The sequence below is a fragment of the Aquitalea aquatica genome (assembly GCF_013911085.1).
In the GTDB taxonomy this organism is placed as follows: domain Bacteria; phylum Pseudomonadota; class Gammaproteobacteria; order Burkholderiales; family Chromobacteriaceae; genus Aquitalea; species Aquitalea aquatica.
The window spans coordinates 1-25,232 of the sequence record NZ_JACERN010000015.1 but is presented as its reverse complement, the minus strand read 5'-3'; the positions used below and the strand labels follow the sequence as shown (position 1 = coordinate 25,232).

Sequence of the window (25,232 nt, the reverse complement as noted above, 5' to 3'; positions counted from 1 at the left end):
ATATGGACAAACTGAAAATCTGCGGCAATGGTCCGCTGAATGGCGAAATCCGCGTGTCTGGTGCCAAGAATGCGGCGCTGCCGATTCTGTGCACCAGCCTGCTGACTGCCGACACCATGCGCTTTACCAATGTGCCGATGCTGCGCGACATCTCCACCACCCAGAAGCTGCTGCAAGGCATGGGTGTGCGGGTGATGACCGACAATGTGCATGAGATGGAAATCACCGCCGATCATCTGGACAGCCTGGTGGCACCGTATGATCTGGTGAAAACCATGCGCGCCTCCATCTTGGTACTGGGTCCGACACTGGCGCGCTTTGGCGAGGCCACCGTTTCCCTGCCCGGTGGCTGTGCCATTGGCAGCCGCCCGGTAGATCAGCACATCAAGGGTCTGGTGGCCATGGGTGCGGAGGTGGTGATCGAGCATGGCTACGTCAAGGCCAAGGCCAAGCGCCTGCGTGGTGCACACATCGTGATGGATGTGGTGACCGTGGGCGGGACTGAAAACCTGCTGATGGCCGCTGCGCTGGCGGATGGCACCACCATTCTGGAAAATGCCGCGCGCGAGCCGGAAGTGACTGACCTGGCCAACTGCCTGGTGGCCATGGGTGCACGCATCAGCGGCATCGGTACCAACCGGCTGGTGGTCGAGGGCGTAGACAAGCTGCATGGCTGTGAATACGCCATCATGCCCGACCGTATCGAAGCAGGTACCTTCCTGGTCGCTGCTGCCATTACCCAGGGCCATCTGATCTTGCGCAATGCCGCACCGCGCAGCATGGAGTCGGTGCTGGACAAGCTGGTGGAAGCCGGTGCGGTGGTCGAAGCCGGTGATGACTGGATTTCGCTGGATATGAAGCGCCGTCCCAAGGCCATCAATTTCCGTACCCTGCCTTACCCGGCTTTCCCCACCGACATGCAGGCACAGCTGATGACGCTGAACTGCGTGGCGGAGGGTACCGGGGTGGTAACTGAAACCATCTTCGAAAACCGTTTCATGCACGTGCCAGAGCTGAACCGCATGGGCGCGCGCATCGAGGTGGAAGGCAATACTGCGGTGGTGCACGGGGTGGACAAGCTGTCCGGTGCCACGGTAATGGCAACCGACCTGCGCGCCTCGGCCAGCCTGGTGTTGGCCGGCCTGGTGGCGCAGGGCGAAACCATTGTCGACCGCATCTATCACCTGGATCGTGGCTACGAATATATCGAGAAAAAACTGGGCGCTGTCGGCGCGCAGATCGAACGTATCAGCTAGGACCTGTCGTTTGCGCCAGGCGTGACGTTTAGCGTTGCTTGGCAATAATTTGACCAAATATGGCATCAATACCGGGTAAATTCGGATTGATGCCATATTTTTTTGATCAAATTGTAAGAATTTCTGTAAAAATGCCCAGAGGACCAATAATGAATGGTTAGTTCCAAAGGGGAAGTACCCGGAGATTGCCCATAGCCGGCAAACCGGACCGCTACGGCGGCATCCCTGTCGACATCACAATAATCGAGCGGCAGACGGAGTTCTTATGTTCAAAACAATCAGGAACAAGATATTGATCGGCAGCGGCCTGCTGATACTCATCGGCTTTGCCTTGTTGATCGGGCTGAATGCCTATGCGCATTACCAGCAGGCACGGGAACAGGTACGCGATAATGCACGCCTGCTATCCGAGCGTGAGGCCGGCAATGTGCAGCGCTTGCTGGAGTCGTCCTATCACGCGGTAGAGACGCTGGCCGAAGCAGCTAGTGCAGTCAAACGCAATCTGCCGGCCAATGGCCGGCAGCTGGTGTCGGAGATGACCCGCGCCCAGTTGCCCCATAATCCGGATGCCGTTGGCTACTGGGTTATCTGGGACCCCGATGCCTTTGATGGGCGCGACAAGGAGCTGGCTGGCAGCGAGCACAATGACAAGCAAGGCCGCAGTGGCGTGTACTGGTTTAACAAGGGAGGCAAGGTGGATGTGGTATGGGGTGGCGAAGGTGTGGATGCCAGCGACTACTACAAGCTGCCCAAGGCCAGTGGCAAACCGGTCCTGACCGAACCCTATGTGGATGAAGACATCAAGATCCTGATGGGCACGCTGGCCATTCCGCTGCAAGTGGATGGCAAGGTGCTGGGTGTGGCCGGTGTCGATCTGGCTCTGGGGCATTTGCGCGAGCTGGCAGCCAAGGTCAAGCCATACGGCAGCGGTGCGATGAGCCTGTACTCCAATAAGGGCATCATGCTCGCCGGGCCGGAGCAAGGCCTGATCGGCAAGCCTGATCCGAGCCTGCCGGCCGAGATCAAGCAGGCTATCGAAAGCGGCAAGGAAGTACAGTACGAAACAGCCGACGGCCTGTGGCATTTCGTGCTGCCGGTGCGGGTGGGGGATATCGCCCAGCCATGGGCGGTGCGCATCAGCATTCCGCCGGCGGCGGCACTGGCACCGGTCTGGGCTGCTACCTGGCAGTCGGTGGCCGTCAGCGTGGCCATTCTCTTGCTGATCCTGCTGTTGCTGGGGCTGACGCTAACCTATCTGCTGCGTCCGCTGGGACGGCTGCAAAGTGCCATGACCGAGCTGGCCAGTGGCAGTGGGGATCTGACACGGCAGCTGGCGATTATCAGCAGCGATGAAATCGGTGCGGCGGCCTCGGCTTTCAACCGTTTTACCGGCTCGCTGCATGACATGATGCTGGATGTACGCGGCCATGCGTCCGGGGTGTCCGGATCGGTGCGGACCATGACGGTGGATATCGGCCAGATTCGCGATAGTTCGGCACGGCAGTCGGAAGCGGCCAATGCCACCGCAGCCAGCGTGGAAGAGCTGTCGGTCAGCATCAGCCTGATTGCCGACGCCAGCAAGTCGGCCGAACGCCTGGCACATGAGGCCGGCGGCATGTCGGCGCAAGTGGCGGACAGCGTACATGCCACCTCGCGCGAAATCAGTGGTATTGCTGATACCGTGCGTGGATTGGCCAAGGTCATGTCCGGTTTGCAGCAGCGCTCCGGTGACATCAGCAGCATCATCAACGTGATTCGGGATATTGCCGATCAGACCAATCTGCTGGCACTGAACGCGGCGATCGAAGCTGCACGCGCTGGTGAGCAGGGTCGTGGCTTTGCCGTGGTGGCGGATGAGGTGCGCAAGCTGGCGGAGCGTACCTCGCAGGCCACGCTGGAAATCGGTGGCATGATCCAGGCCATCCAGCAGGATACCCAACGGGCGGCTGGCAGCATGGAAGGTGCGCTGTCACAGGTGGAAAGTGGTGTCAGACAAGCAGAACTTGCCGCGTCGTCGATCACCCGCATTACCGACAACAGTCAGCAAGTGGTGCGTACGGTGGGAGATATCGCGGTGGCGACGGCAGAGCAGTCCACCGCCAGCCAGGAGATCGCCCAGCATATCGAAAGCATCCACAACATGTTGCAGCAGTCGGATGAATCGGTGCGTCAGAGTTATCTGGCGATCGAAACCCTGCATCAGCTGGGCGACGAGCTGGAAGCCCTGATCGGGCGCTTCAAACTGTAGCGCAGTGGCTTACGCCAGGTGTACAGCAAGCGGCCTTGTGGCCGCTTTTGCTTTGCTGTGGGGCGCTCAATGCAGTATCTGGATGGCTTGCTGCGGATGTTCGGCGCTGTATTCGGCGATGGCCTCTTCCAGCAGCTCGGGAGTCAGGTATTGGCCGTTGGAAACGGCATGACGCAGACAGCGGGTCAGGTATTCCAGTGCTTGTTGCGGGATGCGGCGGTCTTCCATGATCAGCTCCGATTAGATAATTTAGTGAATTCTAATATTTATGTCGAAGATGATCTTGTGCCAGATCAAGCGCGACTGCTGCACACATGAAAAAGGCAGCCCGCAGGCTGCCTTTTATACGACAAAGCCAGATGGACTTACTGTGCGGCAGAGGCCTCAGCATGTGCTGCTGCCGAGGCTTCCGCGTGGCTGCTGGTATTGGCAGCAGGCGCTGCTTCAGCCGCAGGAGCCGAAGCACTGGCCGGGCTGCTGACCAGATCGTCGATATTCATTTCGTCGTTCTGGGTCGGATTGGGTTGGCCCAATTGCTTGGCACGCAATTGCAGGAAGCCGTCGCGCATATAAGTGTAAGGGTCGATGGCTGCCGCCGACAGGCTGTCATCCAGGTCCAGATAACGGGCGCGGGTATTGATGCCGTACACACCGTAGAAAGCGACCGCCTCATTGGTATTGTGGTAGACCAGATGCTCCGGGCCATTGATACCCAGCGATACACCCAGGCCCAGGCCATCGCGTACCGTGCTGGGACCAAAGAAAGGCAGCACCAGGTAGTTGCTGCTCTTCCAGCCCCAATGGGCGAAGGTGTCACCCAGCGAGGTTTTGTTGTTCTTCAGGCCGGCAGGGGTGGCGATGTCGATCAGGCCAAACAAGCCGAAGGTGCTGTTCAGCGCTACCCGCATGATGTCGTTGAGCGCCTTTTCCGGCTCGGCCTGCAGCAGGTTGTTGGCGGCGCTGTACACATCCTTGAAATTGTCGAAGAAGTTGCCGACAGCGGTGCGGAAGGGGCCAGGGGTAATGGCGCGATAGCCCTGGGCGGCTGGTTTCATCACCCAGCGGTCCGCCGCATCATTGAACGAATACATTGAACGGTTGAATGATTCGTACGGGTCTTGCGGCGTGGCCGGATGGGTGCTGGCACAGCCGGCCAGCAGCAGGGTGCCGACCAACAGACTCGCGGGCAACAGGCGGTGCTTGCGGGTCATGGTTTACTCTCCTTGCGGGCTGGCCAGCAGCTCGCGCAGTGCATACAGTTCAACAAGGTCGGACAGACGGGCGGGCCAGTTCTGCAGCAGCAGGGTCTGACCGGCCTGCTCTGCGGCACGGCGGCAGGCCAGCAGCAGGGCGACTGCCGAGGAGTCCGCTTCGCTGATGCCGGACAAGTCCAGCTGCAGCGGGGCGCGGGCGACACGGGCAGTCAGTGAGGCCAGCAAGGCACCACTGCTGTTCATGTCCAGCTTGCCGGACAGGCGGCCCTGTCCGGTGGCGGTTTCCTCGAACATGGTATGCGTCCTTATTTGGCAGCCGGCAGGGCGGCGTTCTTGTCCTGCAGCATCTTGATCAGGCCATCCACACCACTCTTGTTGATTTCCTGATTGAACTGGTTGCGATAGACGGTGACCAGGCTGGCCCCTTCCACGCTGACATTGAATACTTTCCAGCCTTGCGCAGTCTTGTATAGGGTGTAATCAACAGAGACCGGACCCTTGTCGTTGCCCGGCAGGGTAACGGCGGACTTGACGGTGGCTTCGCGGCCACTGTTACCGAGGACGACATTCGGCTGGATGTCGATCTGGGCGCTCTTGAAACGGGTCATGGTGGTGGAGTAGGTACGCACCAGCAGGGTCTGGAATTGCTGTGCCAGTGCGCTTTGCTGCGCCGGGCTGGCCTGACGCCAGCCCAGGCCGACGGCCAGGGCCGTCATGCGCTGGAAGTCGAATTGCGGCACGGCCAGCGCTTCGACCTGCTGACGGATCTGCTTGGTGTTCTTGCCGTTTTCCTGCTTCAGTACGTCCATGATCTGGCGCGAGGTGTCGCGAACCAGATCAGCCGGATTATCGGTAGCGGCGATGGAGTGGGCGCTCAGACCCAGCAGGACGAGAAAGCATGCGATCAGTTTTTTCATGATGTGTGTCAGTCTTTATTGGTTATGCGCGATGTCTTGAATTTACTGCGCGGCCGAGGCTGTGCTCTTGGCCGTATTGCCGCCGGAGAAGCTGGTCATGAACTTGCCGATCAGCTGTTCCAGCACCAGGGCAGACGAGGTCAGCGTGATGTGCTCGCCGGCTTTCAGTTCGTCCGGGTCTCCACCTTGCAGCAGGCCGATGTACTGCTCACCCAGCAGGCCGGCAGTCAGGATTTCGGCGCTGGCGTCCCGGCTGAAGGTGTATTGCTTGTCCAGGTTCAGGGTGACGCGGGCGCGGTAGGTTTTGGTGTCCAGCTGGATGCCACCAACACGGCCGACGACTACACCGGCTTCCTTGATCGGCGCCTTCACTTTCAGGCCGCCGATATTGTCGAAATCGGCATACAGGGTGTAGGTCTGGTCCGCGCTTTGCGGGGTGAGATTGGCCACCTTGAGCGACATGAAGACTACTGCCGCGATGCCGACTGCCACAAACAGGCCTACCCACAAATCAATAGTAGAGCGTTTCATTACCCATTTCCTAGAACATGAAGGCGGTGAGGACAAAGTCCACCGCCAGGATTACCAGAGCCGAAGTCACCACCGTGCGGGTGGTGGCGGCGGATACGCCGGCCGCGGTGGGCGTGGCGTCATAGCCTTCGAATACGGCGATCAGCGTGACAGCGATGCCGAAGCACAGGCTCTTGATCAAGCCGTTGACCACGTCGTAGTGCAGGTCGACGTTGTTCTGCATTTGCGACCAGAACGTACCAGAGTCGAGGCCTATCATCACCACGCCAATCAGGTAGCCACCGAAAATGCCCATTACATTGAACATGGCCGCCAGGATAGGCATGGAAATCACGCCGGCCCAGAAGCGTGGCGCCACCACGCGGGCGATGGGGTTGACCGCCATCACGCTCATGGCGTCCAGTTGTTCGGTGGCCTTCATCAGGCCGATTTCGGCAGTCATGGCACTACCGGCGCGGCTGGAGAACAGCAAGGCAGCCAGCACCGGGCCCAGTTCGCGTAGCAGCGACAGGGCCACCAGCGCGCCCAGCGCATCGGCCGAGCCAAAGCGCGACAGAGTGTTGTAACCCTGCAGGCCCAGCACCATGCCGACAAACAGGCCGGACACCACCACGATGATGACCGACATCACCCCGGCGAAATAGATCTCGCGGATGGTGAGGTTGAAGCGCAGCAGGCTCTGACCGGAATAGCGCAGGATGGCCAGCAGGAAGCGGGTGATGAAACCCAGCCGCCAGATGGCGTTGATGGTGGTGTGTCCCAGCCGGCGCAGCGGTGACAGCAGCAGCTCAGTCATGCTGGCCTCCTTTCAGGCCCAGATCCTGCTGCAGCGAAGTGCTGGCAGGATAGGCAAAATGTACCGGGCCATCGGCCTCGCCCCACATGAACTGGTGTACCCAGGGCGAGGGAGAGGCGCGGATTTCTGCCGGTGTACCAGCCGCGACCACCGCGCCATTGGAGACGAAGTAGACGTAATCGACGATATCCAGCGATTTGTGCACGTCGTGCGTCACCATGATGGAGGTGGTGCCCAGTGCGTCGTTCAGTTTTTTGATCAGGTGGGCGATGACGCCCAGCGAGATCGGATCGAGGCCGGTAAAGGGCTCGTCGTAGAGCATCAGCTGTGGGTCCAGAGCGATGGCGCGCGCCAGCGCCACGCGGCGGGCCATGCCACCAGACAGCTCGGCTGGCATCAGGTTCTGGGTGCCGCGCAGGCCTACCGCTGCCAGCTTCATGATCACCAGATCATGAATCATGCTATCCGGCAGGCGGGTGTGTTCGCGGATGGGGAAGGCGACATTGTCTTCTACCGACAGGTCGGTAAACAGTGCGCCAAACTGGAAGAGCATGCCCATGCGGCGGCGATGCTCGAACAGTTCGGCATGGTTCATGTCCGCCACATTGCGGCCGTCTACCAGCACCTGGCCGGCGCTGGGGCGGATCTGGCCGGAGATCAGGCGCAGCATGGTGGTTTTGCCACTGCCGCTGCCACCCATGATGGCGACCAGCTTGCCGCGCGGGATGGCGAGGCTGATGTTGTTCAGGATGGGGCGTTCACCGTAGGCGAAGCTGACATTCCTGAATTCAATGAAATGGTCTGAAGACACGGATTTTCCGGATAAAAACACGAGTGAAGTCCCGGCTTGCTTGGCCCAAGACAGATGGATTTTATAGGGTTGTAGGAGTCTCGCCAAATACATAAGGTTTCAGCGTGTAACGATGTTGCACTGCAAGGACAAATCTTGACAAGTGCGACTGCTGAAGATTGTTTGAATATGTTTGAAGCAAAAATAAAAACTGCAACGGCTGATTATTTCATTGGCATGTATGGCCGGCAAGTGCTTTTCACGTAATGCCTGCGAGTGACGGCCGGAAAATGACAAAGACCCGGCAGGGCCGGGTCCGGAGTGCAGGTGCTGGCAGGGTGTGCCAGCACGGTGTGTGGCTTATACGCCGCGCAGTAGTTCGTTGATGCTGGTCTTGCTGCGGGTTTGCGCATCCACTTTCTTGACGATGACGGCGCAGTACAGGCTATGGCTGCCATCCTTGGACGGCAGGTTGCCGGATACCACTACCGAGCCCGGCGGGATGCGGCCATACGTCACTTCGCCGGTTTCGCGGTCGTAGATCTTGGTGGATTGGCCGATATACACGCCCATGGAAATCACTGAGCCTTCGCCCACGATCACGCCTTCTACTACTTCCGAGCGCGCACCGATGAAGCAGTTGTCTTCGATGATGGTAGGACCGGCTTGCAGCGGTTCCAGTACGCCGCCAATGCCGACGCCACCGGACAGGTGTACGTTCTTGCCGATCTGGGCGCAGGAGCCGACAGTGGCCCAGGTGTCCACCATGGTGCCTTCGTCCACATAGGCGCCGATATTGACGTAGGACGGCATCAGTACGGTGTTCTTGGCAATGAAGCTGCCCTTGCGTGCCACGGCACCTGGCACCACGCGGAAGCCGGCTTCCTTGAAGTGAGCCTCGCTCCAGTCGTGGAACTTGGTGTCCACCTTGTCAAAGTAGCGGCTGACGCCATCGTCCTGAACCACATTGTCGCGAATGCGGAAGGACAGCAGCACGGCCTTCTTCACCCATTGGTTGACGACCCAGTCGCCGTCCACTTTTTCGGCCACGCGCAGGCGGCCATTGTCCAGTTCGTCGATTACCTGACCGATGGCGGCCTTCAGTTCGACGGATACGGTGGCGGGGGTGATATCGGCGCGTTTTTCGAACGCCTCTTCGATCAGGGCTTGGATCGGATGCATGTGATGGAGTCCTTTGGCAAGGTGAATGGAAACGGTCATGTCTGGTGGATGTCGCTTATTGATTAGTTGTTTTGACGAAACGCACGATGCGCTCGGCGGCAGCCTGACATTCTGCCAGTGTCGCGACCAGAGCGATACGGATATAGCCGCTGCCGGGGTTGATGCCATGTGCGGTGCGGGCCAGGAAGGAGCCGGGCAGCACGGTAATGTGCTCCTGCTCGAACAGGGAGCGGGAAAAGGCGGCATCGTCGCCCCCCGGGACTTTGGCCCACAGGTAGAAGCTGGCATCCGGCAAGGCCACATCCAGCACCTCGGCCAGCACGGGGGTCACAGCCTGGAACTTGGCGATATACGCGGCGCGGTTTTCCTCGACGTGGGCCTCGTCGTTCCAGGCGGCCACGCTGGCGGCCTGGATGGTGGGGCTCATGGCACCGCCCTGGTAGGTGCGGTACAGCATGAACTTGGCCAGCAGGGTGGCATCGCCGGCGACAAAGCCGGAGCGCATGCCCGGCGCGTTCGAGCGCTTGGACAGGCTGGTGAACATCACCAGTCGCTCGAAGCCACGGCCCAGTTTGCTGGCGGCTTCCAGCCCGCCTAGCGGCGGCTGGCCAAAGTGAATTTCCGAATAGCACTCGTCACTGGCAATGACAAAGCCGTAGCGGTCGGATAGCTCGAACAGCTTTTTCCAGTCCTCCAGCGACATCACCGCACCGGTGGGATTGCCCGGGCTGCACACGAATACCAGCTGGGTACGCGCCCATACGCTTTCCGGCACGCTGGCCCAGTCCGGCTGGTAGGCCGTGTCGGCAGTACAGTTGACATAGAATGGTTCAGCTCCTGCCAGCAGTGCCGCCCCTTCGTAAATCTGGTAAAACGGGTTGGGTGAAATCACCACCGGTTTTTCTGTCCACTGGCTGTCGACGACAGTCTGCACAAAGGCAAACAGGGCCTCGCGGCTACCATTGACCGGCAGGATTTCTTTTTCCGCGTCCAGTTGCAGGCCATAGCGGCGCTGCATCCAGTCGGCGAAGGACTGGCGCAACTCCGGGCTGCCCAGGGTGGCCGGGTAAACCGACAGGCCGCCCAGTGAGTTGACCAGTGCCTGCTTGATGACGTCCGGCGTCGGGTGCTTGGGTTCGCCGATCGACAGATTGATATGCGGCTTGTCAGCCGGGACCGCACCCGCCATCAGTTGGCGCAGGCGCTGGAATGGATAGGGTTGCAGGCTGTCCAGGTGGGGATTCACGCTTGGTTCTCTCTATGCTGTGGGAGCAGCTTGGTCATGCCAGCTGCTTCTGGTCTTGTTTGGCCTTGCTACTGCAAAGCCGCAGAATCGCTCATCTTAAGAAATCGTGATGCCTCTTGTAAAACAAAAGCTTCTTGCCATCGTTGCCATTCTGACCACCGCACTGGTATGGGGGCTGATGTGGTACCCGTTTCGGGCACTGAACGAGCGGAGTGTCAGCATCGCGCAAACCTCGCTGCTGGTGTACCTGATTGCCGCCATGCTGGGCATTGCCCTATTCTTTGATGTGTATCGCCGCCAGCTGCGCTGGCATCCGGTATTGCCCTTGCTGGCGCTGCTGTTTGGCTGGTGCAATTTCAGTTACACCTGGGCGGTGTCGGAAGGCATGGTGATGCGGGTGCTGCTGCTGTTTTACCTGTCGCCCTTGTGGACAGCCTTGTTTTCCCGCCTGCTGCTGCAGGAAAAACTGACTCGCACTGGCTGGCTGCTGGTGGGGCTGTCGCTGGCCGGTTGCCTGACCATCCTGTATCGTCCCGGCCTGCTGGACGGGGCGGCCATGCTCAGCCAGCGTTATGAATGGCTGGCGCTGTCCGGCGGCATCAGTTTTGCGCTTGGCAATGTGCTGAGCAAGCGCGCGCGCAATCTGCCGGTGCCAGTGAAGTCGGCCACCATCTGGTTTGGTGTCGCGCTGATGGGCTTTGTCGCACTGGCCAGCCGCCAGCAATTGGGGGCCGTGCTGGAAACATCGGCACAAGCATGGTTGTTGCTGGCACTGCTGGGGATGACCTTGCTGGCCACTAGCATCATTTCCCAGCATGGCGTCAGCCTGTTACCGGCCAGCCAGACCATGACCTTGATGCTGCTGGAACTGGTGTTTGCCGCGCTGTCGGCCTACTGGCTGGCAGGCGAACGCATGAACCTGCAGGAGTGGCTGGGAGGCGCGCTGATCGCCGCCGCCAGCCTGCTCTCCGGCAAGATGACGCAGCCAGTGGCTGTACAGGAGAAAACATGAATATCCGGCGTATGCATGCGGACGATTTTCCGGCATTTTGGCCGACGTTTCATCACATCATCCAGGCACAGGACAGCTATGCCTACGATCCGCAACTGAGCGAGGAGCAGGCGCGGGCGCTATGGTGCGAACTGCCGCAGGAAACCTGGCTGGCCGAAGAAGACGGCGTGGTGCTGGGCAGCTATTTCATCAAGCCGAATGCGGCCGGGCCGGGCAGCCATGTGTGCAATTGCGGCTATATGGTGGCCACGGCCGCACGTGGCAAAGGGGTGGCGGCGGCCCTGTGTGCACACTCGCAGCAACGTGGACGGGAGCTGGGGTTTCTGGCCATGCAGTTCAATGCGGTGGTGGCCAGCAATAGCGTGGCGGTCGCCTTGTGGAAAAAGCTGGGCTTTGCCGAGGTAGGCCGGGTGCCCGGGGCTTATCGGCACCGCACGCTGGGACTGGTGGATTGCCTGATCATGCATAAATGGCTGCAAGCGCCAGCGGCCGACAAACCGTTGACGGCATCGGCTCCGCTGATTGCCCGCAAGAACATCGAAGCCGTGGTATCCCGCAAACGCAAAAACAGCTGAATGGATCAGTAATGCGGCGGAATGTCGTCGCGCAGCGAACCGCCGCTGTTGCCGCTGTCGGGCTGGGCGGCCTTGAATTGCTGGTAGACCAGGCGCAGCTGTTGCTGTAGCAGGTCGATTTGTTGCTGCTGGCGGGCGACGGTGGCGTTAAGGCTGTCGAGCAGGTCGTCCTGGAAAGCGATTTTCACTTCCAGTTCATTCAGGCGGTCTTCGGTATGCATGGCGGCATTTTACCTCAGGGAGTGGAGTGCCGGCGCAGTCTTGACCGGCATTGCTGGAATATCAAATCCAGTTTTTATTATTTTTAGGAATTTTCCGAGCCAGTTACAGTTTGTCCATCACCCAGCCGCAGTGCGGCGCTAGGAGGAGGACTTACATGGATGCCCTGCTGATCGGTGGCGATAGCCTGGGACAGATCCCGGATGTGCTGGCCCTGTACGATATCCGCATTGCCCGCCATATTACTGGCCGTAATACCCAGCATCAGCGCAAGGTGCCGCTGCCCAAAAACACCCAGATGCTGATTCTGCTGACCGACTACCTGGGTCACAATGCCATGCGTCATTATCGTGATACTGCAGCGGCGCACGGCATCCCGGTGCTGGCTTGTCGGCGTTCCGCCACCGCGGTGGCAGAGCGCTTGCGGCATGATGGCTGGCAACCGCAAGCCTGAGGCTGCTCAGTTACGGGCTGGCTGAATGCTGAAGGTCTCGATGGCTTCCAGCTCCATGATGGCGCTGGACAGGTCGACCACATTGATCAGGTGATGCTTGTTGATGGCCGACACCATAAAGCTCCACTCGCAGCCGTCCGGGCCAACCTTCAGCGCGATGCTCTCCTCATGCACGATTACCCCCAGGCTGCGCAGATCACCTGAAATTTTGTTCACCGTCCAGTGCTGTTCGCCCGGTACGGTCAGATTGACATACAGGCTGAAACGGCGGGGCAGGCGGTTTTCCATCCAGTTCAGCACTCGCATGCACAGAATGCACAGCAGGGTGACGGCGATGGCGGACAGATAAAAGCCCACCCCCACCAGGATGCCGATCACCGAGGACATCCACACCGACGCGGCCGAGGTAAGGCCGCTGATGGACATGCCTTCCTTCATGATCATGCCGGCACCCAGAAAACCTACCCCCGTCAGCACCCCTTGCGCCACACGGGTCATGTCGCCATGCATGATGTCGGCGTGCGCGCCGCCATACCAGAAACCCGAATAGCCGATCATGCTGATGACGCCGGTGGCGGCCATGGAGACCAGGCCATAGGTGCGCATGCCGGCAGCGCGGCCATTCGACCAGCGTTCATAGCCGACCAGACAGCCCAGGATCAGGCCTCCCAGCAGATTGCAGGTAATCAGCAGATTGACTTCCCATTTCTGGGCCGACCAATACTGGTCTAGCAGTTGGGCAAAGCTAATGCTCATGGAGGACTTTCTGGTTGGTATCCGGGTGGGCCACTTCAAGGCTAGGCCTGGCCGGTCAGACAGGCAAGCCGCTTGCAGCTACTGGCTGTCACCGTGTGGGCGCAGCGCCTTGATGATGTAGAGATCGAAGCGGGTGGATTTGCCATCCAGCACCGCCGACGGCTTGCTACCTTCAATCGGGGCTCCCAGCCGTGGCCGCTTGACCACCACCCTTACCCGGGCCGCCGTGATGGCAGCTTCTAGCAGACGGGCGCTGTCCATATCATCGCCAATTACCTGCTGGAAGGCCTGCATGTCTTTCTTGGCGGCGGCACTTTTCTTGTCGGTATCCGGAAACATGGGGTCGACAAATACCACGTCGGGGCGCTGTTCCGGCGGCAATTGCAGCAGCCAGTCGGCGGAATTGGCATGCACCAACTGCATGCGTGCGGCAATGGCGGCAGTATCGGCGGCGCGGGCGGCGCGTTCCAGTGCATCAAACAGCAGGGCCGCTGCTACTGGCGAGCGCTCTACCATGGTGACCTGACAGCCCAGACTGGCCAGTACGAAGCTGTCGCGTCCCAGGCCCGCCGTAGCATCCACGATATGCGGCAGGTCTTTCGCCCCTTTCAGTCCGACAGCCTTGGCCACCGGCTGGCCCCGGCCACCCCCCTGTTCGCGGCGGTGGCGCGCAGCGCCTTCGACAAACTCGGCATAGACCGCGCCATGTTTGCCGGTGGTCACCAGCTCCAGCCGTTGCGGCCCCAGTTCCAGCCAGTATCCGGTGTCGGGACGCCGACTCAGTAAGGGCAGGGCAAAGCGGCTGGCCAGTCCTTCGGCATAGTCGCGGCGCGCGCTTTCGGCGCAGAACAGAGGCGTGGCGGTCATGAGGCTTCCTTGAATAACTGCCGGCACGATACGGGATGCACCGCATGGCGGCAAGCCGCCTGTCCGGCCCGACATTGCCAGCCGTGCCGGCAAGCGGCATAACAGCCGCATGTTGAAACTCGCCTTGTTTGTGTGCGGCGTGGTGTGCTGCGCCTTTCTGCCACAGCTGCCGTCCTTGTGGAATCTGGGTGGCCTAGCGCTGTTGGCCTTGCTGCTGACAGGGCTGGGCCGTCCGCGCCCGGCCATGCTGGCTGGCTGGCTGGCTGGCGGCCTTCCTGCTGGGGCTGGGCTATGCCGACGCTCGTGCGCAATGGCGGCTGGCGCAGGAGTTGCCGCCCACGCAGTGGCAGCGCCCCGTGTTGCTGGAAGGTGTGGTACGCGGGTTGCCGGCGCCAGCGGATTATGGTGTGCGCATGCAGTTTGAGGTGGAGCGGGTACTGACTGACGGTGCCCGTCTGCCGCCGCGCGTGCAGCTGACGGTATTTGCTCGCAAGGGCCAGCCAGTCATGGCAGCGCCATGGCGGGCCGGCCAACGCTGGCAGCTGACGGCGCGCTTCCGCCCGCGCCAGTCTACTGCCAATCCCTTTGGCTTTGATGCCGAGCAGTGGCTGTGGTCGGAAGGCGTACTGGCCAGCGGCACGATACAGCCCGGTGCCCAGCTGTTGGGTGAGGCAGAGGATGCGCGTGCCTGGGTGGATCGGCTGCGCGAGCGGCTGGTGTTGCGCATTGAGGCGGTACTGGGGCGTAACCGGGCCGCCGGCCTGGTGGCTGGCCTGACCGTGGGGGCGCAGCAGCGTATTGACCGTGCCGAGTGGCAGAGCCTGGCGCGTACCGGGCTGACTCATCTGGTATCCATTTCCGGGCTGCATATCACCATGGTCGCCGGCATGGTTGCCGCCGTCGTGGCCGGTTTGCTGCGCCGCTGGCCGCTGGCATTTTGTCCTCCGCGCTTGCTCATCGTCGGCAGCGGTGTCATGGCGGCTGCCTGCTATGCGGTGCTGGCCGGTTTTTCGGTACCCACCCAGCGCACCCTGTACATGCTCGGCTGCATAGCCTTGATGTTGCTGTGGCGACGGCACTGGTCCGGCCTGCATATGTGGTGGCTGGCACTGACGCTGGTGTTGCTGATTGACCCGTTTGCCGTGCTGGCACCGGGCTTGTGGCTGTCTTTCGGGCTGGTGGCGGCACTGATGCTGTCGTCGGCCGGCCGCCGCCGGCCTGCCGGCAAGGCGCGCCAGCTGCTGCTGGGGCAATGGGCCGCTACCGTGGCTTCCTTGTTGCCCTTGCTCAGCCTGTTTGGCCAGTTTCCGCTGGTGTCCCCGCTGGCCAATGCGGTGGCCATTCCCTTTGTCTCGGTGTTGCTGACGCCGCTGGCGCTGCTGGCAGTGGCCTTGCCATGGGAGTGGCCCTTGCTGCTGAGCGGCTGGCTGGCCGAGTGGTTTTACCGTGGTGTCGACTGGCTGGCGCAATGGCCAATGCTGCAAGTGGCCGCCGCGCCATGGCCGGTGTTGCTGCTGGGGGGAATAGGCAGTCTGTATCTGTTGGCCCCCGCCGGCATGCCCGGTCGCTGGCTGGGGGCCAGCCTGCTGTTGCCGGCCTTGTGTTATCAGCCGCCAGCGCCGGAACCCGGTGTATTCCGGGCGGTGGTGCTGGATGTCGGCCAGGGTTTGTCGGTATTGATCCAGACGCGGCACCATACCCTGCTGTTTGATACCGGGGCGGCCGAGGGCGGGCGCTGGGTCTTGCCGCAATTGCAGGGGCTGGGCATACGGCAACTGGATACCCTGCTGCTGTCGCATAACGACAAGGACCATGATGCCGCTGCTGCAGATATCGCTGCGGCGCTGCCGGTGCGGCGCATCCTGGCCGGGCAGCAGGCCACGCTGGAGCAATACGGCTTGTCTGGCCAGTTGTGCCGGCGCGGTCAGAGCTGGGCCTGGGATGGTGTCCGCTTTGATGTGCTATGGCCACCGGCGGCGGAAGTGCTGACGGATGACAACAGCCATAGCTGTGTGTTGCGAGTGGCCGGCCAGCGCCATGCGCTGGTACTGACTGGCGATGCCCCGCGTGCGGTGGAGGAGCGGCTGGTGGCCGATTATGGCCAGCAATTGCGCAGCAGTGTACTGGTGGTAGGACACCATGGCAGTCGTACCTCCACTGCGCCGCTGTGGCTGGAGACGCTGCAGCCGCAATTGTCGGTGCTGAGTGCGGGTTTTCTCAACCGCTACCGCCACCCGCATCCGCTGGTGCTGGCAGCGTTGCAGCAACAGGGCCGGGTATTGCGTACCGATGCCGATGGCTTGCTCATACTGACACTGGGAGACGCTGTGCGGTATGACTGTTATCGCCAGTTGGCGGCACGCTACTGGCGGAGTGCCGGCCCTTGTGCGCAGGAGGGGACGCTGGAGTAAGTGGAATCTGCCGCGCCGGCTAGGATGATGTGCGGCTTACGCGGGCCACCACGCAATTACCCTTGCCCTGATATTCCACCTCGTCAAACGACAGCTTGCGGGCAATCAGTATGCCGCGTCCGTGGCTGGCCATCAGCGAAGCTGCCGGGCAGTCTTCATATTGGCGCCAGTCAAAGCCCTCACCCATGTCCTGGATGGTGAAGCTGAAACGGTCGGGTTCACGCACAAAACTGATGCTGACTTCGCGTTGACCCAGTATCGGGTCATGCTGGCGCCGCTCCAGTTCGCTTTCCCAGTCGCCCTCGGCCTGCAGCCGGGTTTTTTCCTCGTAACTGATGGCGAGATTACCGTGCTCCACGGCATTGACCATCAGCTCGAACAGGCCGGTGGCCACTTTTTCCGGTTGCGCGCAGGTGCGGGCCAGCAGAGCGGTGACGGTCTGGGCTTCCTTCAGGGTACGCAGGCGGAATTCGGCCTGTTGCAATTGCGCCAGTGCATCGAGATGCTGCTTGGCCAGCTCGCGGAAAGCCTGATGGCGGTCCCAGTGACTGTGCGCTGCCTTGACCACGGCCAGCAGCATGTCGCGGGAAAACGGTTTGGTCAGATAGTAGAAGGCACCGGCCTCCATGCCTTCCTGCACGCTGGCCGGTGAATTGATCGCCGTCTGCATGATGACCGGCAGAAAATTCAACTCGGGGGTGTTCTTGATGCGCTTGAGCACATCAAAGCCGTTGAGGCCGGGCATCATCTTGTCGAGCAGCACCGTGGACAGGCTGCTGCCTTGCCGCTGGAGAATCTCCCAGGCCTGCTCGCCGCTCTCGGCACACACCGTTTCGTAACCGGCAGCCTCTAGCAGCTCGGTCATCAGCTCCAGATTGAAGGGCTCGTCGTCAACGAGTAAAAGTCGATGTGACATGGTTGCTTCCTTCGCCAGCGGCGCTGGCGTCGTGCCTGCGTGGGAGTACAGCGGTAAAGGCCGCACCGCGCGGACTGAGGTTTTCGGCAAAGATGATGCCGTGGTGCGCCTGCAGAATTTCGCGGCAGATGGCCAGGCCCAGGCCAGTGCCGCCGGCGCCGGTCTTGGTGGAGCTGCTCTGGATGAACTTGTCGAAGATGGTTTCGACCTCGTCTACCGGAATGCCGGGGCCGCTGTCTTCCACGCAGATGAGGATTTCCTCCTGCTGCTGGCTATTGAGCTGCAAGCGGGCGGTGACGCGGATCACTTCGCCGGCCGGGCTGAACTTGATGGCATTGGACAGCAGATTGCGTATCACCTGGCCCAGACGGAAGGGGTCGATGTCGGCCGTCAGTTTTTCCGGTGTGCAGTAGAGATAAAGCTTGATGTTGTGGTTGCTGGCCAGCGGGGTCATTTCATCGCAGGCTTCGCGCAGGCAGTGGGCCAGATCGAAATGACCGAAGTGGTAGTCCATCTTGCCCACTTCCATCTTGGCCAGATCCAGCAGGTCGTTGAGCAATTGCAGCAGGCGGTTGCCGCTGCTGTGGATGCGCTGGAAGTATTGTTCCAGCTTGTCGTCTTGCAGCTGGCGGGCGCGGGTTTCGCCAATTTCGGTAAAGCCGAGAATGGCATGCATCGGCGTGCGCAGCTCGTGCGACATATTGGCTAGGAATTCGGTCTTGGCCCGGCTGTTTTCCTCGGCCAGAGTCTTGGCCTGGCGCAGGGCGTCTTCCATCTCGCGCTGGGCGGAGAAGTCCTGATACAGCCAGATGGTGCCCAGCTTGGGTACTGATGGATTGACTGCCCGGCCAAACATGCGGCACCAGATCAGCTTGCCGCGGCCGGTGCGCAGCTTGACTTCAGACTGCACCACCTTGCCATCGTTCAGCAGGTTGTAGAGTGCACGGCCGGTGCGCTCCCATTGTTCCTGGCTCTCGAAGTAGGGCAGCGTGGTCTGGCCGATGACTTCGTCTTCTTCACGTTCGAACAGGTCGAGAAAGGCGCCGTTAACCCGGCGCAGGTGGCGGTCGACGATATAGGCCATGGCCATGGGGCTGGCTTCCAGCAGCGCCGCCAGTTGCCGGCTTTGCACCTCTACCTGTTCGGCCAGGCTGTTTTTCAGCCGGATCAGTGCGGCCTCCTGCTCTTTGCGCAGGCTGATGTCGCGGCATACCGCCACATAGAAGGAGTCGTCCGGTGCCTCTACCCGGCTGAGCGACAGCTCGACCGGCATCTGGCTATTGTCGCTGCGCAGCAGGTGGGCTTCGAAGGTACGGCCTTCACGGGCGGCGGCAATCGATTCGAAGCTGATGCTGGGGCTGAGGCTGTACAGCTCGGTGAGCAGCGAACCTACCGGCAGGTGTTCGATGGATTCGGCGCTTTGGCCGATCAGCTTGGCGGCGGCCGGATTGACATGGGTAATCAGGCCGCTGCGGTTGATCAGGATGATGGCGTCTGAGCTGGCTTGCAGAATGGCACGCTGGCGTGCCTCGCTTTCGGCTAGCGCCTGTTCCGAGCTGGCGCGGTCGTTGATCTGTTCGCGCAGGGTGCGGTTATTCAGTTCCAGCTGATGATGCTGACGGCGCAGCAGGCTACGCAGCCCCTGATTATTGCTGATCTGGCGCTGCTGCAGGATCAGCAGCAGGAACATGACCAGGGCCGACGTAGCAAGAATGCCATAGCCCTGTGCACTGAGTGCCGGCTGGTTGTCTTCCAGCGGATAGGCACCAAACAGCAGGTCGTAGCCGCCAATATTACGGCGGGTGGTCAGCAGCGGATTGCCGGATGGCAGAGCCTGCAACGGATGAGAGTCGAGGCTGGGCCGCTCTGGCGCATCCTGGTTCCAGGCGACTAATCGTACATGCTGCAAGGGGTTGGGCTGGTCGGGGTTGCTCTGGCTGCTTTGCAACAGCAGGTCGCTGCGCAGGTTGACCAGCAGCAGGTGGCCGTCGTCATTCAGGTTGGCCATGATGTCCAGCCGGGGGGGCGAGCCGGGAATCAGGGTGTTGAACATCAGCATCGGCTGGTTGCGATTGCGCGCCTGGTCCATCTTGCGGCGCGCATTGTCCAGACTGCCCAGATCCATGCCTTGTGGCAGGGCATTGCCATCGTCCGGCAGATAGCTTTCCACCGGGTAATACATGGGCTGTTGCGGACTGGTGACCAGATGCCGGTCTTTCAGCATGCGAATGCTGTTGGCAATGGCAGCTTCAAACTCGGTACGCTGATTCGGCTCGATACGGCGCACGATGCCGATGCCACCGAAGCGGCTTTCTTCCTTGAGTACCGTGGGGGCCAGCTCGCCGAGATTGGGCGGCGTGCCCGTGCTGTGACGCTGGCGAATCAGGCTTTGCGCCAGCAGGTCGGTACGGTCGAGCATTTCCTGCAGCCGGGTGGCCAAGAGTTCGGTGCCCAGTTCGCCCCAGTGCTGCAACTTTTCCTGTTCGCGTACACGGTCGTTATCCAGCAGCAGCGCGTATTCCGCGCAGAGCAGGATAATGGTCAGTAGCGCTCCCAGCAGCAGGGATGTGAGGCGACTCAGGCTGGTCGGCATGATGTCCCGCCGGCTCAGGCCAGCTTGTCGTATAGCGCGGCGAACTCGACGGCCAGCTTGTGTTTGGGGTCCAGATAGATCATCGGGCGGGCCACATCATGCGATTCGCGGATCTTGACCGAGGCGGACAGGGGTGGGTCCAGCACCGGCAGGCCTTCGGCGCGCAGTTCGGCCACCAGTCGTACCGGCAGGCTGGCACGCGGCTGGAACTGGTTGACCACGATGCCTTCCACCTGCAGTGCCGGATTATGATCAGCACGGATTTCCTCAACGCTGGCCATCAGGTTGTACAGCGCCTGGCGCGAGAAGGCATCGCAGTCAAATGGGATCAGGCAGCGGTCGGCGGCAATCAGCGCTGAGCGGGTGAAGAAATTCAGCGCCGGCGGGGTGTCGATCCAGATTTCGTCAAAGTCAGCGGCCACCTGGTCCAGCGCTTCTTTCAACTTGAACATCTTGTAGCGGCTTTCCAGCTTGACCATCAGCTCGCTCAGTTCCGGGTGTGAAGCCAGCAACTGCAGTGCATCGAATGGTGTGTCGCTGACGAAATCCTGCAGATCCTTGCTGTACATGCTGATATTGAGCATCTGTCCAAAGAAACCAGCGGCCGATTTTTCCGCCACGGGCTGGAGGCTTCCACTCAGATACTGACTGGCATTGCCCTGGGGATCCAGATCAATCAGCAAAACCTTCTTGCCACGGCGGGCAGCAACTGCCGCCAGATTGGCGGTAATGGTGGATTTGCCTACTCCACCTTTCTGATTGAACACCACACGACGGATGGCGTGCATGGGATCTCCCTTTGGCAATGCCGGTAAACGCGCTGACAATTCAATGACGGTGATTTTCCACCAGCCAGCTGCAAGCAGGCTAGGCGGTGCTTATCGATTTGGCTCCGAATATATCAGAAGCCGGCCAGGCCTTTGCATACGTATTGCATCTGCTGGAAGCTGGCAGAATTTTGTGTCACTGGCATGGCCTTTATCTGGCTGTCATTGTAAGTGTAGCTGGCAATCTGGCGGCCATTTTCATCAAACAGCACCATGCCAGTCAGTCGGAATGTGCGTGCCGAGCAATCGATCAGCCAGCTGTTGATGGAGACCTTGTGGCGCGGGGTGGACAGGAAATTTTCCTTGCGCAGATTGAAAATGGTTTTGCGGTCGCGGAAAGTGACCACCGAGCCTTGAGGCCGGATCGATAGCTTGTCCAGTTCATTCAGGATATTGCCATTGGGCGACACACCCAGGTTTTCCCAGTCGGCATTCGCCTGCGGCAGGGCAGGGCCGGGGCTGGGCCGGGGCTTGGTCGGGCTAGTCTGGGGCGGCAGGGTGGTGCAGGCGGCCAGCAGGCTGCCACAGGCTGCCAGGGCGAGCAGACGATAAAACATGCTTGATCTCCGGTTTGATGCGCACAGTTTCGCATAGGCCGCCCTCAGGGGGAAATCGCGCGGGCCATGCGGTGACAAGTTACAGCGCGATTGGAGTTTTGTTACTGCCAGCGGTTCAGTTTCCAGGGGAAATCTCTCGTAGTGGTCGTGATTTTTTACAAGCGCTGAAAGCTTGCGTCGCAGATGGGTAGGAACTTTCCTGGTGGTGGTGTGGTCTTTCATGCACGAGAGCATTTTCCTCTTCGTTTCACATTGTCTCCATCCAACTTGTTGCCGCCCCTTCCCGGGCGGCTTTTTTTTGCTGCCAGCCGCTTTGCCGTACAATAGGCAGCTTCCCATGACTTCGACAGGTTGCTGCCATTTGTCGCGCTGGTGTTGCCAGCCGTATCTGGTCTCTTTTCCGCATGCAGGACGCACTCTCCTTACTAGGCAATATCTTTGGCTACCCGGCATTCCGAGGGCAACAGGCGGAGATCGTCAACCATATCGTCGAAGGCGGTCATGCACTGGTGCTGATGCCTACCGGCGGCGGCAAAAGCCTGTGCTACCAGATACCAGCCTTGCTGCGACCGGGTATCGCCATCGTGGTGTCGCCGCTGATTGCGTTGATGCAAGACCAAGTGGCGGCGCTGACCGAAGTGGGCGTCGCGGCTGCCTGCCTTAACTCGGCCACCTCGCCCGAAGACGCGCGCACCATCGCCATGCAGGCGCGGGCCGGCACGCTGGATCTGCTCTATGTCGCCCCCGAGCGTCTGCTGACACCACGGTTTCTCGATTTCCTGGCGCAGCTGGATATTGCCTTGTTCGCCATCGACGAGGCGCATTGCGTCAGTCAGTGGGGGCACGATTTCCGCCCGGAATATCAACAGCTGGGCCTGCTGGCCGAACATTATCCACAGGTGCCGCGCATCGCCCTGACGGCAACGGCCGATCCGCAAACTCGCGAAGACATCCTGCATTACCTGAAACTGGGCGAGGCGCGGGTATTTCTGTCCAGCTTCGACCGCCCCAACCTGTTCTATCAGGTGGTGGAAAAGCACAATGCCAAAAAGCAGCTGCTGGACTTCATTAATAATGAATATCCCGGTGCTTCCGGCATCGTGTACTGCCTGTCGCGCAAGCGTGTGGAAGAAACCGCTGAGTGGCTGAGCCAGAATGGTATTCCTGCACTGCCCTACCATGCGGGCCTCAGCCATGAGGTGCGCGAGCGCCATCAGCGCGAGTTTTTGCGCGAAGAGGGCATTGTCATGGCGGCCACCGTGGCCTTCGGCATGGGCATCGACAAGCCGGATGTGCGCTTTGTCGCTCACATCGATCTGCCCAAGAGTCCGGAAAATTTCTATCAGGAATCTGGCCGCGCCGGGCGCGACGGCCTGCCGGCTTCCAGCTGGCTGTGCTATGGCCTCAACGACATGGTGCAGCTCAATCAGATGATCCAGGGTTCGGAAATGGCCGAGCTGCAAAAACAGGTGGAGCTATCCAAGCTCGATGCCATGCTGGCCTTCTGCGAAACCGCCAGTTGCCGCCGTCAGCAAATCCTCAGTCACTTTGGTGAGGCCAGCCAGCCTTGCGGCCATTGCGATAATTGCCTGAATCCACCCATCACTTTTGATGCCACCGTACCGGTGCAAAAACTGCTGTCCTGCATCTATAGAGTAGAGCAGCGCTTTGCCGCCAATCATGTGGTGGACGTGCTGCTGGGGCGTAGCAACCAGTCAGTCACCAGTTTCGGTCATGACAAGCTGTCCACCTTCGGCATCGGTCGTGATTACAACCAGCGCGCCTGGCGCTCGCTGATCCGCCAGCTGGTCGCCCGCAAGATCCTGCAGGTGGATATCGCCCGCGGCCAGTCGCTGGTGTTGACCGATGCCTGTCGCCCCTTGCTCAAAGGGCAGGAAAAAATCTATCTGCGTCCGCTGGCCGACGACAGCAAGGCGCGCAGCGTCAATACCGACCGCTGGCTGCGTACTGAGCGCGAAGAACGGTTGTGGCAGGCACTGCGCCGCTGGCGGCGGCAGATGGCAGATGAGCACAATGTACCGGCCTATGCCGTCTTTTCAGACCGCACCCTGCGCGATATCGTCGAGCGCCGCCCGCAAAACCTGCGCGAACTGGGAAAAGTCTATGGCCTGGGCGAACTGAAACTGGCGCGCTACGGTAGTGCGTTGCAACAAATCCTGGATAGCCAGCAGGAATGATTCCGTTACAATCGAGCCACACAACACGCAAGCAACAGGCACGTGTCAGCGTGCAGGCATTGGAGAACTCATCATGGCAGTCAATCTGACCCCGGTTAGCGCCGACCAACTGGCCATCATCGATGGCATCGAACTGAATGTGGCCGAGGCCGGTATCAAAAAGGCCAATCGCAAGGATGTGCTGGTCATCCGCATCGATAAGGGCAATACCGTCGCCGGCGTTTTCACCCAGAACCGCTTCTGTGCCGCACCGGTACAGATCAGCAAGAAACACCTGGATGCTGGCGTACAGATCCGCGCACTGGTGGTGAATACCGGCAATGCCAACGCCGGCACCGGTGAAGATGGCCGTCAGCGTGCGCTGTCGGTCTGCCAGGCGCTGGCTGGTGAGCTGGATTGTGCCGTCGAGCAAATCCTGCCGTTCTCCACCGGCGTCATTCTGGAGCCGCTACCGGCCGACAAGATCATCCAGGCACTGCCGACCCGCCGCCCGGCCAATTGGGCCGAGGCTGCCGAAGCCATCATGACCACCGATACCGCGCCCAAGGCCACCAGCCGCACGCTGGAGATCGACGGTGCCAAGGTCAGCATTACCGGCATCGCCAAGGGTGCCGGCATGATCCACCCGAATATGGCCACCATGCTGGGTTTCGTTGCCACCGACGCGCAGGTCACCCGCCCGGTACTGGAGCAACTGGTCAAGGAAGTGGCCGACCTCTCCTTTAACTGCATTTCGGTCGATGGCGATACCTCCACCAACGACAGCTTCATTCTGGTGTCCACTGGCAAGAGCGCCGCGCCGCGCATTGATTCGGTCAACCATCCGGCCTATGCCGTCCTCAAGGCCGCACTGGTGGATGTGGCTACCGAGCTGGCGCAGGCCATCATCCGCGATGGCGAAGGTGCCACCAAGTTCATTAGCGTCAAGGTCGAAGGCGGCCGTTCGGTAGCCGAGTGCAAGGATGTCGCCTACGCCATCGCCCGTTCGCCGCTGGTCAAGACCGCCTTCTTTGCCTCCGACCCGAACCTGGGGCGCCTGCTGTGCGCCATTGGCTATGCTGGTGTCAGCGATCTGGATGTCGACCGCCTCTCCTTGTATCTGGATGATGTACTGGTTGCCTGCAATGGCGGTCGCAACCCGGATTACCAGGAAGAAGACGGCCAGCGTGTGATGAGCCAGAGCGAAATCACCGTACGTGTCGTACTGGGGCGTGGTGCAGCCCAGGCCACGGTCTGGACCTGCGATTTCTCCTATGACTATGTAAAGATCAATGCCGACTACCGTAGCTGATACAGTTATAGAGTAGTCCTTGGTACAAAAAGCCCGGCGCCAGCCGGGCTTTTTGCTGCCGGTGCCGGTGCCGGTGCCGGTGCCGGTGCGGTGCCCCCCCTTTTGCGTCAGCCAGACTGGTTTTCAGTACTCGGCATAGCCGCTACTCCACGCATTGCTGTGCACTCGCAGCAAAGCTGTAATAAAACGCCCCTGGCATAATTGTTTTCCCCTCAGTCACTTAGCGCGCTGCGGGGCGGTATTTGGCCAGAATCTGCAGATTTCTTCGCACAAAGTGTTGACGAGGGTAGGTGGTGGCGGTATAGTTCGCCTCCTCAGCAGACAACGCAGCGACGGAAACGAAACGCAGCGACCTGCACCGCTCTTTAAAAAACAG

24 protein-coding genes are annotated in these 25,232 nt (G+C 60.6%); 8 read left to right on the top strand and 16 right to left on the bottom strand.

Annotated elements, in window-relative coordinates; all coding sequences use genetic code 11:
- Window positions 1-2: 2 nt before the first annotated feature.
- A complete protein-coding gene (murA, locus tag H2Z84_RS04380) occupies window positions 3-1,256 on the top strand; it encodes a UDP-N-acetylglucosamine 1-carboxyvinyltransferase (protein ID WP_103524704.1) in 1,254 nt (417 codons plus the stop codon).
- Between the two features lie 265 nt (window positions 1,257-1,521).
- Window positions 1,522-3,504 carry a methyl-accepting chemotaxis protein gene (locus tag H2Z84_RS04375; RefSeq protein ID WP_181834893.1) on the top strand — a complete coding sequence of 661 codons (1,983 nt, stop codon included), beginning with the start codon at window positions 1,522-1,524 and terminating at the stop codon, window positions 3,502-3,504.
- Between the two features lie 66 nt (window positions 3,505-3,570).
- Here H2Z84_RS04375 and H2Z84_RS04370 read toward each other — a convergent pair whose 3' ends face one another.
- From H2Z84_RS04370 to dapC, 9 genes are all read right to left on the bottom strand, one after another.
- Window positions 3,571-3,732: a hypothetical protein gene (locus tag H2Z84_RS04370; RefSeq protein ID WP_158604645.1), complete on the bottom strand. Its 162-nt coding sequence runs from the start codon at window positions 3,730-3,732 to the stop codon at window positions 3,571-3,573.
- A gap of 137 nt (window positions 3,733-3,869) precedes the next feature.
- Window positions 3,870-4,715, bottom strand: coding sequence for an MlaA family lipoprotein (locus tag H2Z84_RS04365; RefSeq protein ID WP_258869284.1), 846 nt, complete (start codon window positions 4,713-4,715; stop codon window positions 3,870-3,872).
- A 3-nt stretch (window positions 4,716-4,718) separates the two neighbouring features.
- Window positions 4,719-5,012: an STAS domain-containing protein gene (locus H2Z84_RS04360; protein WP_181834892.1), complete on the bottom strand. Its 294-nt coding sequence runs from the start codon at window positions 5,010-5,012 to the stop codon at window positions 4,719-4,721.
- 11 nt (window positions 5,013-5,023) lie between these two features.
- A complete protein-coding gene (locus H2Z84_RS04355) occupies window positions 5,024-5,635 on the bottom strand; it encodes an MlaC/ttg2D family ABC transporter substrate-binding protein (RefSeq protein ID WP_181834891.1) in 612 nt (203 codons plus the stop codon).
- A gap of 42 nt (window positions 5,636-5,677) precedes the next feature.
- Window positions 5,678-6,166 (bottom strand): outer membrane lipid asymmetry maintenance protein MlaD, encoded by a 489-nt coding sequence (mlaD, locus tag H2Z84_RS04350; protein ID WP_124645594.1) that lies wholly within the window; start codon window positions 6,164-6,166, stop codon window positions 5,678-5,680.
- Between the two features lie 10 nt (window positions 6,167-6,176).
- Window positions 6,177-6,962 carry a lipid asymmetry maintenance ABC transporter permease subunit MlaE gene (gene mlaE, locus H2Z84_RS04345; protein WP_059285994.1) on the bottom strand — a complete coding sequence of 262 codons (786 nt, stop codon included), beginning with the start codon at window positions 6,960-6,962 and terminating at the stop codon, window positions 6,177-6,179.
- On the bottom strand, window positions 6,955-7,773 hold the full coding sequence (locus H2Z84_RS04340; protein ID WP_181834890.1) for an ABC transporter ATP-binding protein: 819 nt from the start codon (window positions 7,771-7,773) through the stop codon (window positions 6,955-6,957). The genes mlaE and H2Z84_RS04340 overlap by 8 nt, the downstream gene beginning before the upstream one ends.
- Before the next feature lie 339 nt (window positions 7,774-8,112).
- The gene (gene dapD, locus H2Z84_RS04335) at window positions 8,113-8,934 is read right to left on the bottom strand and encodes a 2,3,4,5-tetrahydropyridine-2,6-dicarboxylate N-succinyltransferase (protein ID WP_181834889.1); all 822 of its coding nucleotides are present in this window, start codon (window positions 8,932-8,934) and stop codon (window positions 8,113-8,115) included.
- A 55-nt stretch (window positions 8,935-8,989) separates the two neighbouring features.
- Window positions 8,990-10,180, bottom strand: coding sequence for a succinyldiaminopimelate transaminase (gene dapC, locus H2Z84_RS04330; RefSeq protein ID WP_181834888.1), 1,191 nt, complete (start codon window positions 10,178-10,180; stop codon window positions 8,990-8,992).
- Window positions 10,181-10,289: 109 nt separating this feature from the next.
- Between dapC and H2Z84_RS04325 the strand changes: the two genes are divergently transcribed.
- On the top strand, window positions 10,290-11,192 hold the full coding sequence (locus H2Z84_RS04325; RefSeq protein WP_181834887.1) for a DMT family transporter: 903 nt from the start codon (window positions 10,290-10,292) through the stop codon (window positions 11,190-11,192).
- A complete protein-coding gene (locus H2Z84_RS04320) occupies window positions 11,189-11,767 on the top strand; it encodes a GNAT family N-acetyltransferase (RefSeq protein ID WP_258869283.1) in 579 nt (192 codons plus the stop codon). The genes H2Z84_RS04325 and H2Z84_RS04320 overlap by 4 nt, the downstream gene beginning before the upstream one ends.
- A 5-nt stretch (window positions 11,768-11,772) precedes the next feature.
- Here the strand turns inward: H2Z84_RS04320 and H2Z84_RS04315 are convergent, their stop codons facing one another.
- A complete protein-coding gene (locus H2Z84_RS04315) occupies window positions 11,773-11,988 on the bottom strand; it encodes a SlyX family protein (protein WP_103524424.1) in 216 nt (71 codons plus the stop codon).
- A gap of 155 nt (window positions 11,989-12,143) precedes the next feature.
- Here H2Z84_RS04315 and H2Z84_RS04310 point away from each other — a divergent pair, with 155 nt between their 5' ends.
- Window positions 12,144-12,440, top strand: coding sequence for a DUF2325 domain-containing protein (locus H2Z84_RS04310; RefSeq protein ID WP_181834886.1), 297 nt, complete (start codon window positions 12,144-12,146; stop codon window positions 12,438-12,440).
- 6 nt (window positions 12,441-12,446) lie between these two features.
- On the opposite strand, the gene H2Z84_RS04305 is transcribed toward H2Z84_RS04310, so the two are convergent.
- Together H2Z84_RS04305 and H2Z84_RS04300 are read right to left on the bottom strand one after the other, a co-directional pair.
- Window positions 12,447-13,196: an MgtC/SapB family protein gene (locus H2Z84_RS04305; RefSeq protein ID WP_181834885.1), complete on the bottom strand. Its 750-nt coding sequence runs from the start codon at window positions 13,194-13,196 to the stop codon at window positions 12,447-12,449.
- Between the two features lie 78 nt (window positions 13,197-13,274).
- Complete coding sequence (locus tag H2Z84_RS04300; protein ID WP_181834884.1) at window positions 13,275-14,063, bottom strand: class I SAM-dependent methyltransferase; 789 nt, start codon at window positions 14,061-14,063, stop codon at window positions 13,275-13,277.
- Between the two features lie 251 nt (window positions 14,064-14,314).
- Here H2Z84_RS04300 and H2Z84_RS04295 point away from each other — a divergent pair, with 251 nt between their 5' ends.
- On the top strand, window positions 14,315-16,474 hold the full coding sequence (locus H2Z84_RS04295; protein ID WP_309545433.1) for a DNA internalization-related competence protein ComEC/Rec2: 2,160 nt from the start codon (window positions 14,315-14,317) through the stop codon (window positions 16,472-16,474).
- 19 nt (window positions 16,475-16,493) lie between these two features.
- Here H2Z84_RS04295 and H2Z84_RS04290 read toward each other — a convergent pair whose 3' ends face one another.
- From H2Z84_RS04290 to H2Z84_RS04275, 4 genes are all read right to left on the bottom strand, one after another.
- Window positions 16,494-17,390 (bottom strand): ATP-binding response regulator, encoded by an 897-nt coding sequence (locus tag H2Z84_RS04290; protein ID WP_103524419.1) that lies wholly within the window; start codon window positions 17,388-17,390, stop codon window positions 16,494-16,496.
- Window positions 17,365-19,983 (bottom strand): sensor histidine kinase, encoded by a 2,619-nt coding sequence (locus H2Z84_RS04285; protein WP_181834883.1) that lies wholly within the window; start codon window positions 19,981-19,983, stop codon window positions 17,365-17,367. The genes H2Z84_RS04290 and H2Z84_RS04285 overlap by 26 nt, the downstream gene beginning before the upstream one ends.
- A 14-nt stretch (window positions 19,984-19,997) precedes the next feature.
- Window positions 19,998-20,771, bottom strand: coding sequence for a ParA family protein (locus tag H2Z84_RS04280; protein WP_220272692.1), 774 nt, complete (start codon window positions 20,769-20,771; stop codon window positions 19,998-20,000).
- Window positions 20,772-20,884: 113 nt separating this feature from the next.
- On the bottom strand, window positions 20,885-21,367 hold the full coding sequence (locus H2Z84_RS04275; RefSeq protein WP_181834882.1) for a surface-adhesin E family protein: 483 nt from the start codon (window positions 21,365-21,367) through the stop codon (window positions 20,885-20,887).
- A gap of 404 nt (window positions 21,368-21,771) precedes the next feature.
- On the opposite strand from H2Z84_RS04275, the gene recQ reads away from it, so the two are divergent.
- On the top strand, window positions 21,772-23,565 hold the full coding sequence (recQ, locus tag H2Z84_RS04270; protein WP_181834881.1) for a DNA helicase RecQ: 1,794 nt from the start codon (window positions 21,772-21,774) through the stop codon (window positions 23,563-23,565).
- A 73-nt stretch (window positions 23,566-23,638) separates the two neighbouring features.
- Window positions 23,639-24,856 carry a bifunctional glutamate N-acetyltransferase/amino-acid acetyltransferase ArgJ gene (argJ, locus tag H2Z84_RS04265; RefSeq protein WP_181834880.1) on the top strand — a complete coding sequence of 406 codons (1,218 nt, stop codon included), beginning with the start codon at window positions 23,639-23,641 and terminating at the stop codon, window positions 24,854-24,856.
- Window positions 24,857-25,232: the final 376 nt, after the last annotated feature.

Bases quoted from the DNA above. Each gene is read 5' to 3' on its own strand.
- murA (WP_103524704.1), top strand. From the start codon at position 3: ATGGACAAACTGAAAATCTGCGGCAATGGTCCGCTGAATGGCGAAATC.
- H2Z84_RS04375 (WP_181834893.1), top strand. From the start codon at position 1,522: ATGTTCAAAACAATCAGGAACAAGATATTGATCGGCAGCGGCCTGCTG.
- H2Z84_RS04370 (WP_158604645.1), bottom strand. From the start codon at position 3,732: ATGGAAGACCGCCGCATCCCGCAACAAGCACTGGAATACCTGACCCGC.
- H2Z84_RS04365 (WP_258869284.1), bottom strand. From the start codon at position 4,715: ATGACCCGCAAGCACCGCCTGTTGCCCGCGAGTCTGTTGGTCGGCACC.
- H2Z84_RS04360 (WP_181834892.1), bottom strand. From the start codon at position 5,012: ATGTTCGAGGAAACCGCCACCGGACAGGGCCGCCTGTCCGGCAAGCTG.
- H2Z84_RS04355 (WP_181834891.1), bottom strand. From the start codon at position 5,635: ATGAAAAAACTGATCGCATGCTTTCTCGTCCTGCTGGGTCTGAGCGCC.
- mlaD (WP_124645594.1), bottom strand. From the start codon at position 6,166: ATGAAACGCTCTACTATTGATTTGTGGGTAGGCCTGTTTGTGGCAGTC.
- mlaE (WP_059285994.1), bottom strand. From the start codon at position 6,962: ATGACTGAGCTGCTGCTGTCACCGCTGCGCCGGCTGGGACACACCACC.
- dapD (WP_181834889.1), bottom strand. From the start codon at position 8,934: ATGCATCCGATCCAAGCCCTGATCGAAGAGGCGTTCGAAAAACGCGCC.
- H2Z84_RS04325 (WP_181834887.1), top strand. From the start codon at position 10,290: ATGCCTCTTGTAAAACAAAAGCTTCTTGCCATCGTTGCCATTCTGACC.
- H2Z84_RS04320 (WP_258869283.1), top strand. From the start codon at position 11,189: ATGAATATCCGGCGTATGCATGCGGACGATTTTCCGGCATTTTGGCCG.
- H2Z84_RS04315 (WP_103524424.1), bottom strand. From the start codon at position 11,988: ATGCATACCGAAGACCGCCTGAATGAACTGGAAGTGAAAATCGCTTTC.
- H2Z84_RS04310 (WP_181834886.1), top strand. From the start codon at position 12,144: ATGGATGCCCTGCTGATCGGTGGCGATAGCCTGGGACAGATCCCGGAT.
- H2Z84_RS04305 (WP_181834885.1), bottom strand. From the start codon at position 13,196: ATGAGCATTAGCTTTGCCCAACTGCTAGACCAGTATTGGTCGGCCCAG.
- H2Z84_RS04300 (WP_181834884.1), bottom strand. From the start codon at position 14,063: ATGACCGCCACGCCTCTGTTCTGCGCCGAAAGCGCGCGCCGCGACTAT.
- H2Z84_RS04290 (WP_103524419.1), bottom strand. From the start codon at position 17,390: ATGTCACATCGACTTTTACTCGTTGACGACGAGCCCTTCAATCTGGAG.
- H2Z84_RS04285 (WP_181834883.1), bottom strand. From the start codon at position 19,983: ATGCCGACCAGCCTGAGTCGCCTCACATCCCTGCTGCTGGGAGCGCTA.
- H2Z84_RS04280 (WP_220272692.1), bottom strand. From the start codon at position 20,771: ATGCACGCCATCCGTCGTGTGGTGTTCAATCAGAAAGGTGGAGTAGGC.
- H2Z84_RS04275 (WP_181834882.1), bottom strand. From the start codon at position 21,367: ATGTTTTATCGTCTGCTCGCCCTGGCAGCCTGTGGCAGCCTGCTGGCC.
- recQ (WP_181834881.1), top strand. From the start codon at position 21,772: ATGCAGGACGCACTCTCCTTACTAGGCAATATCTTTGGCTACCCGGCA.
- argJ (WP_181834880.1), top strand. From the start codon at position 23,639: ATGGCAGTCAATCTGACCCCGGTTAGCGCCGACCAACTGGCCATCATC.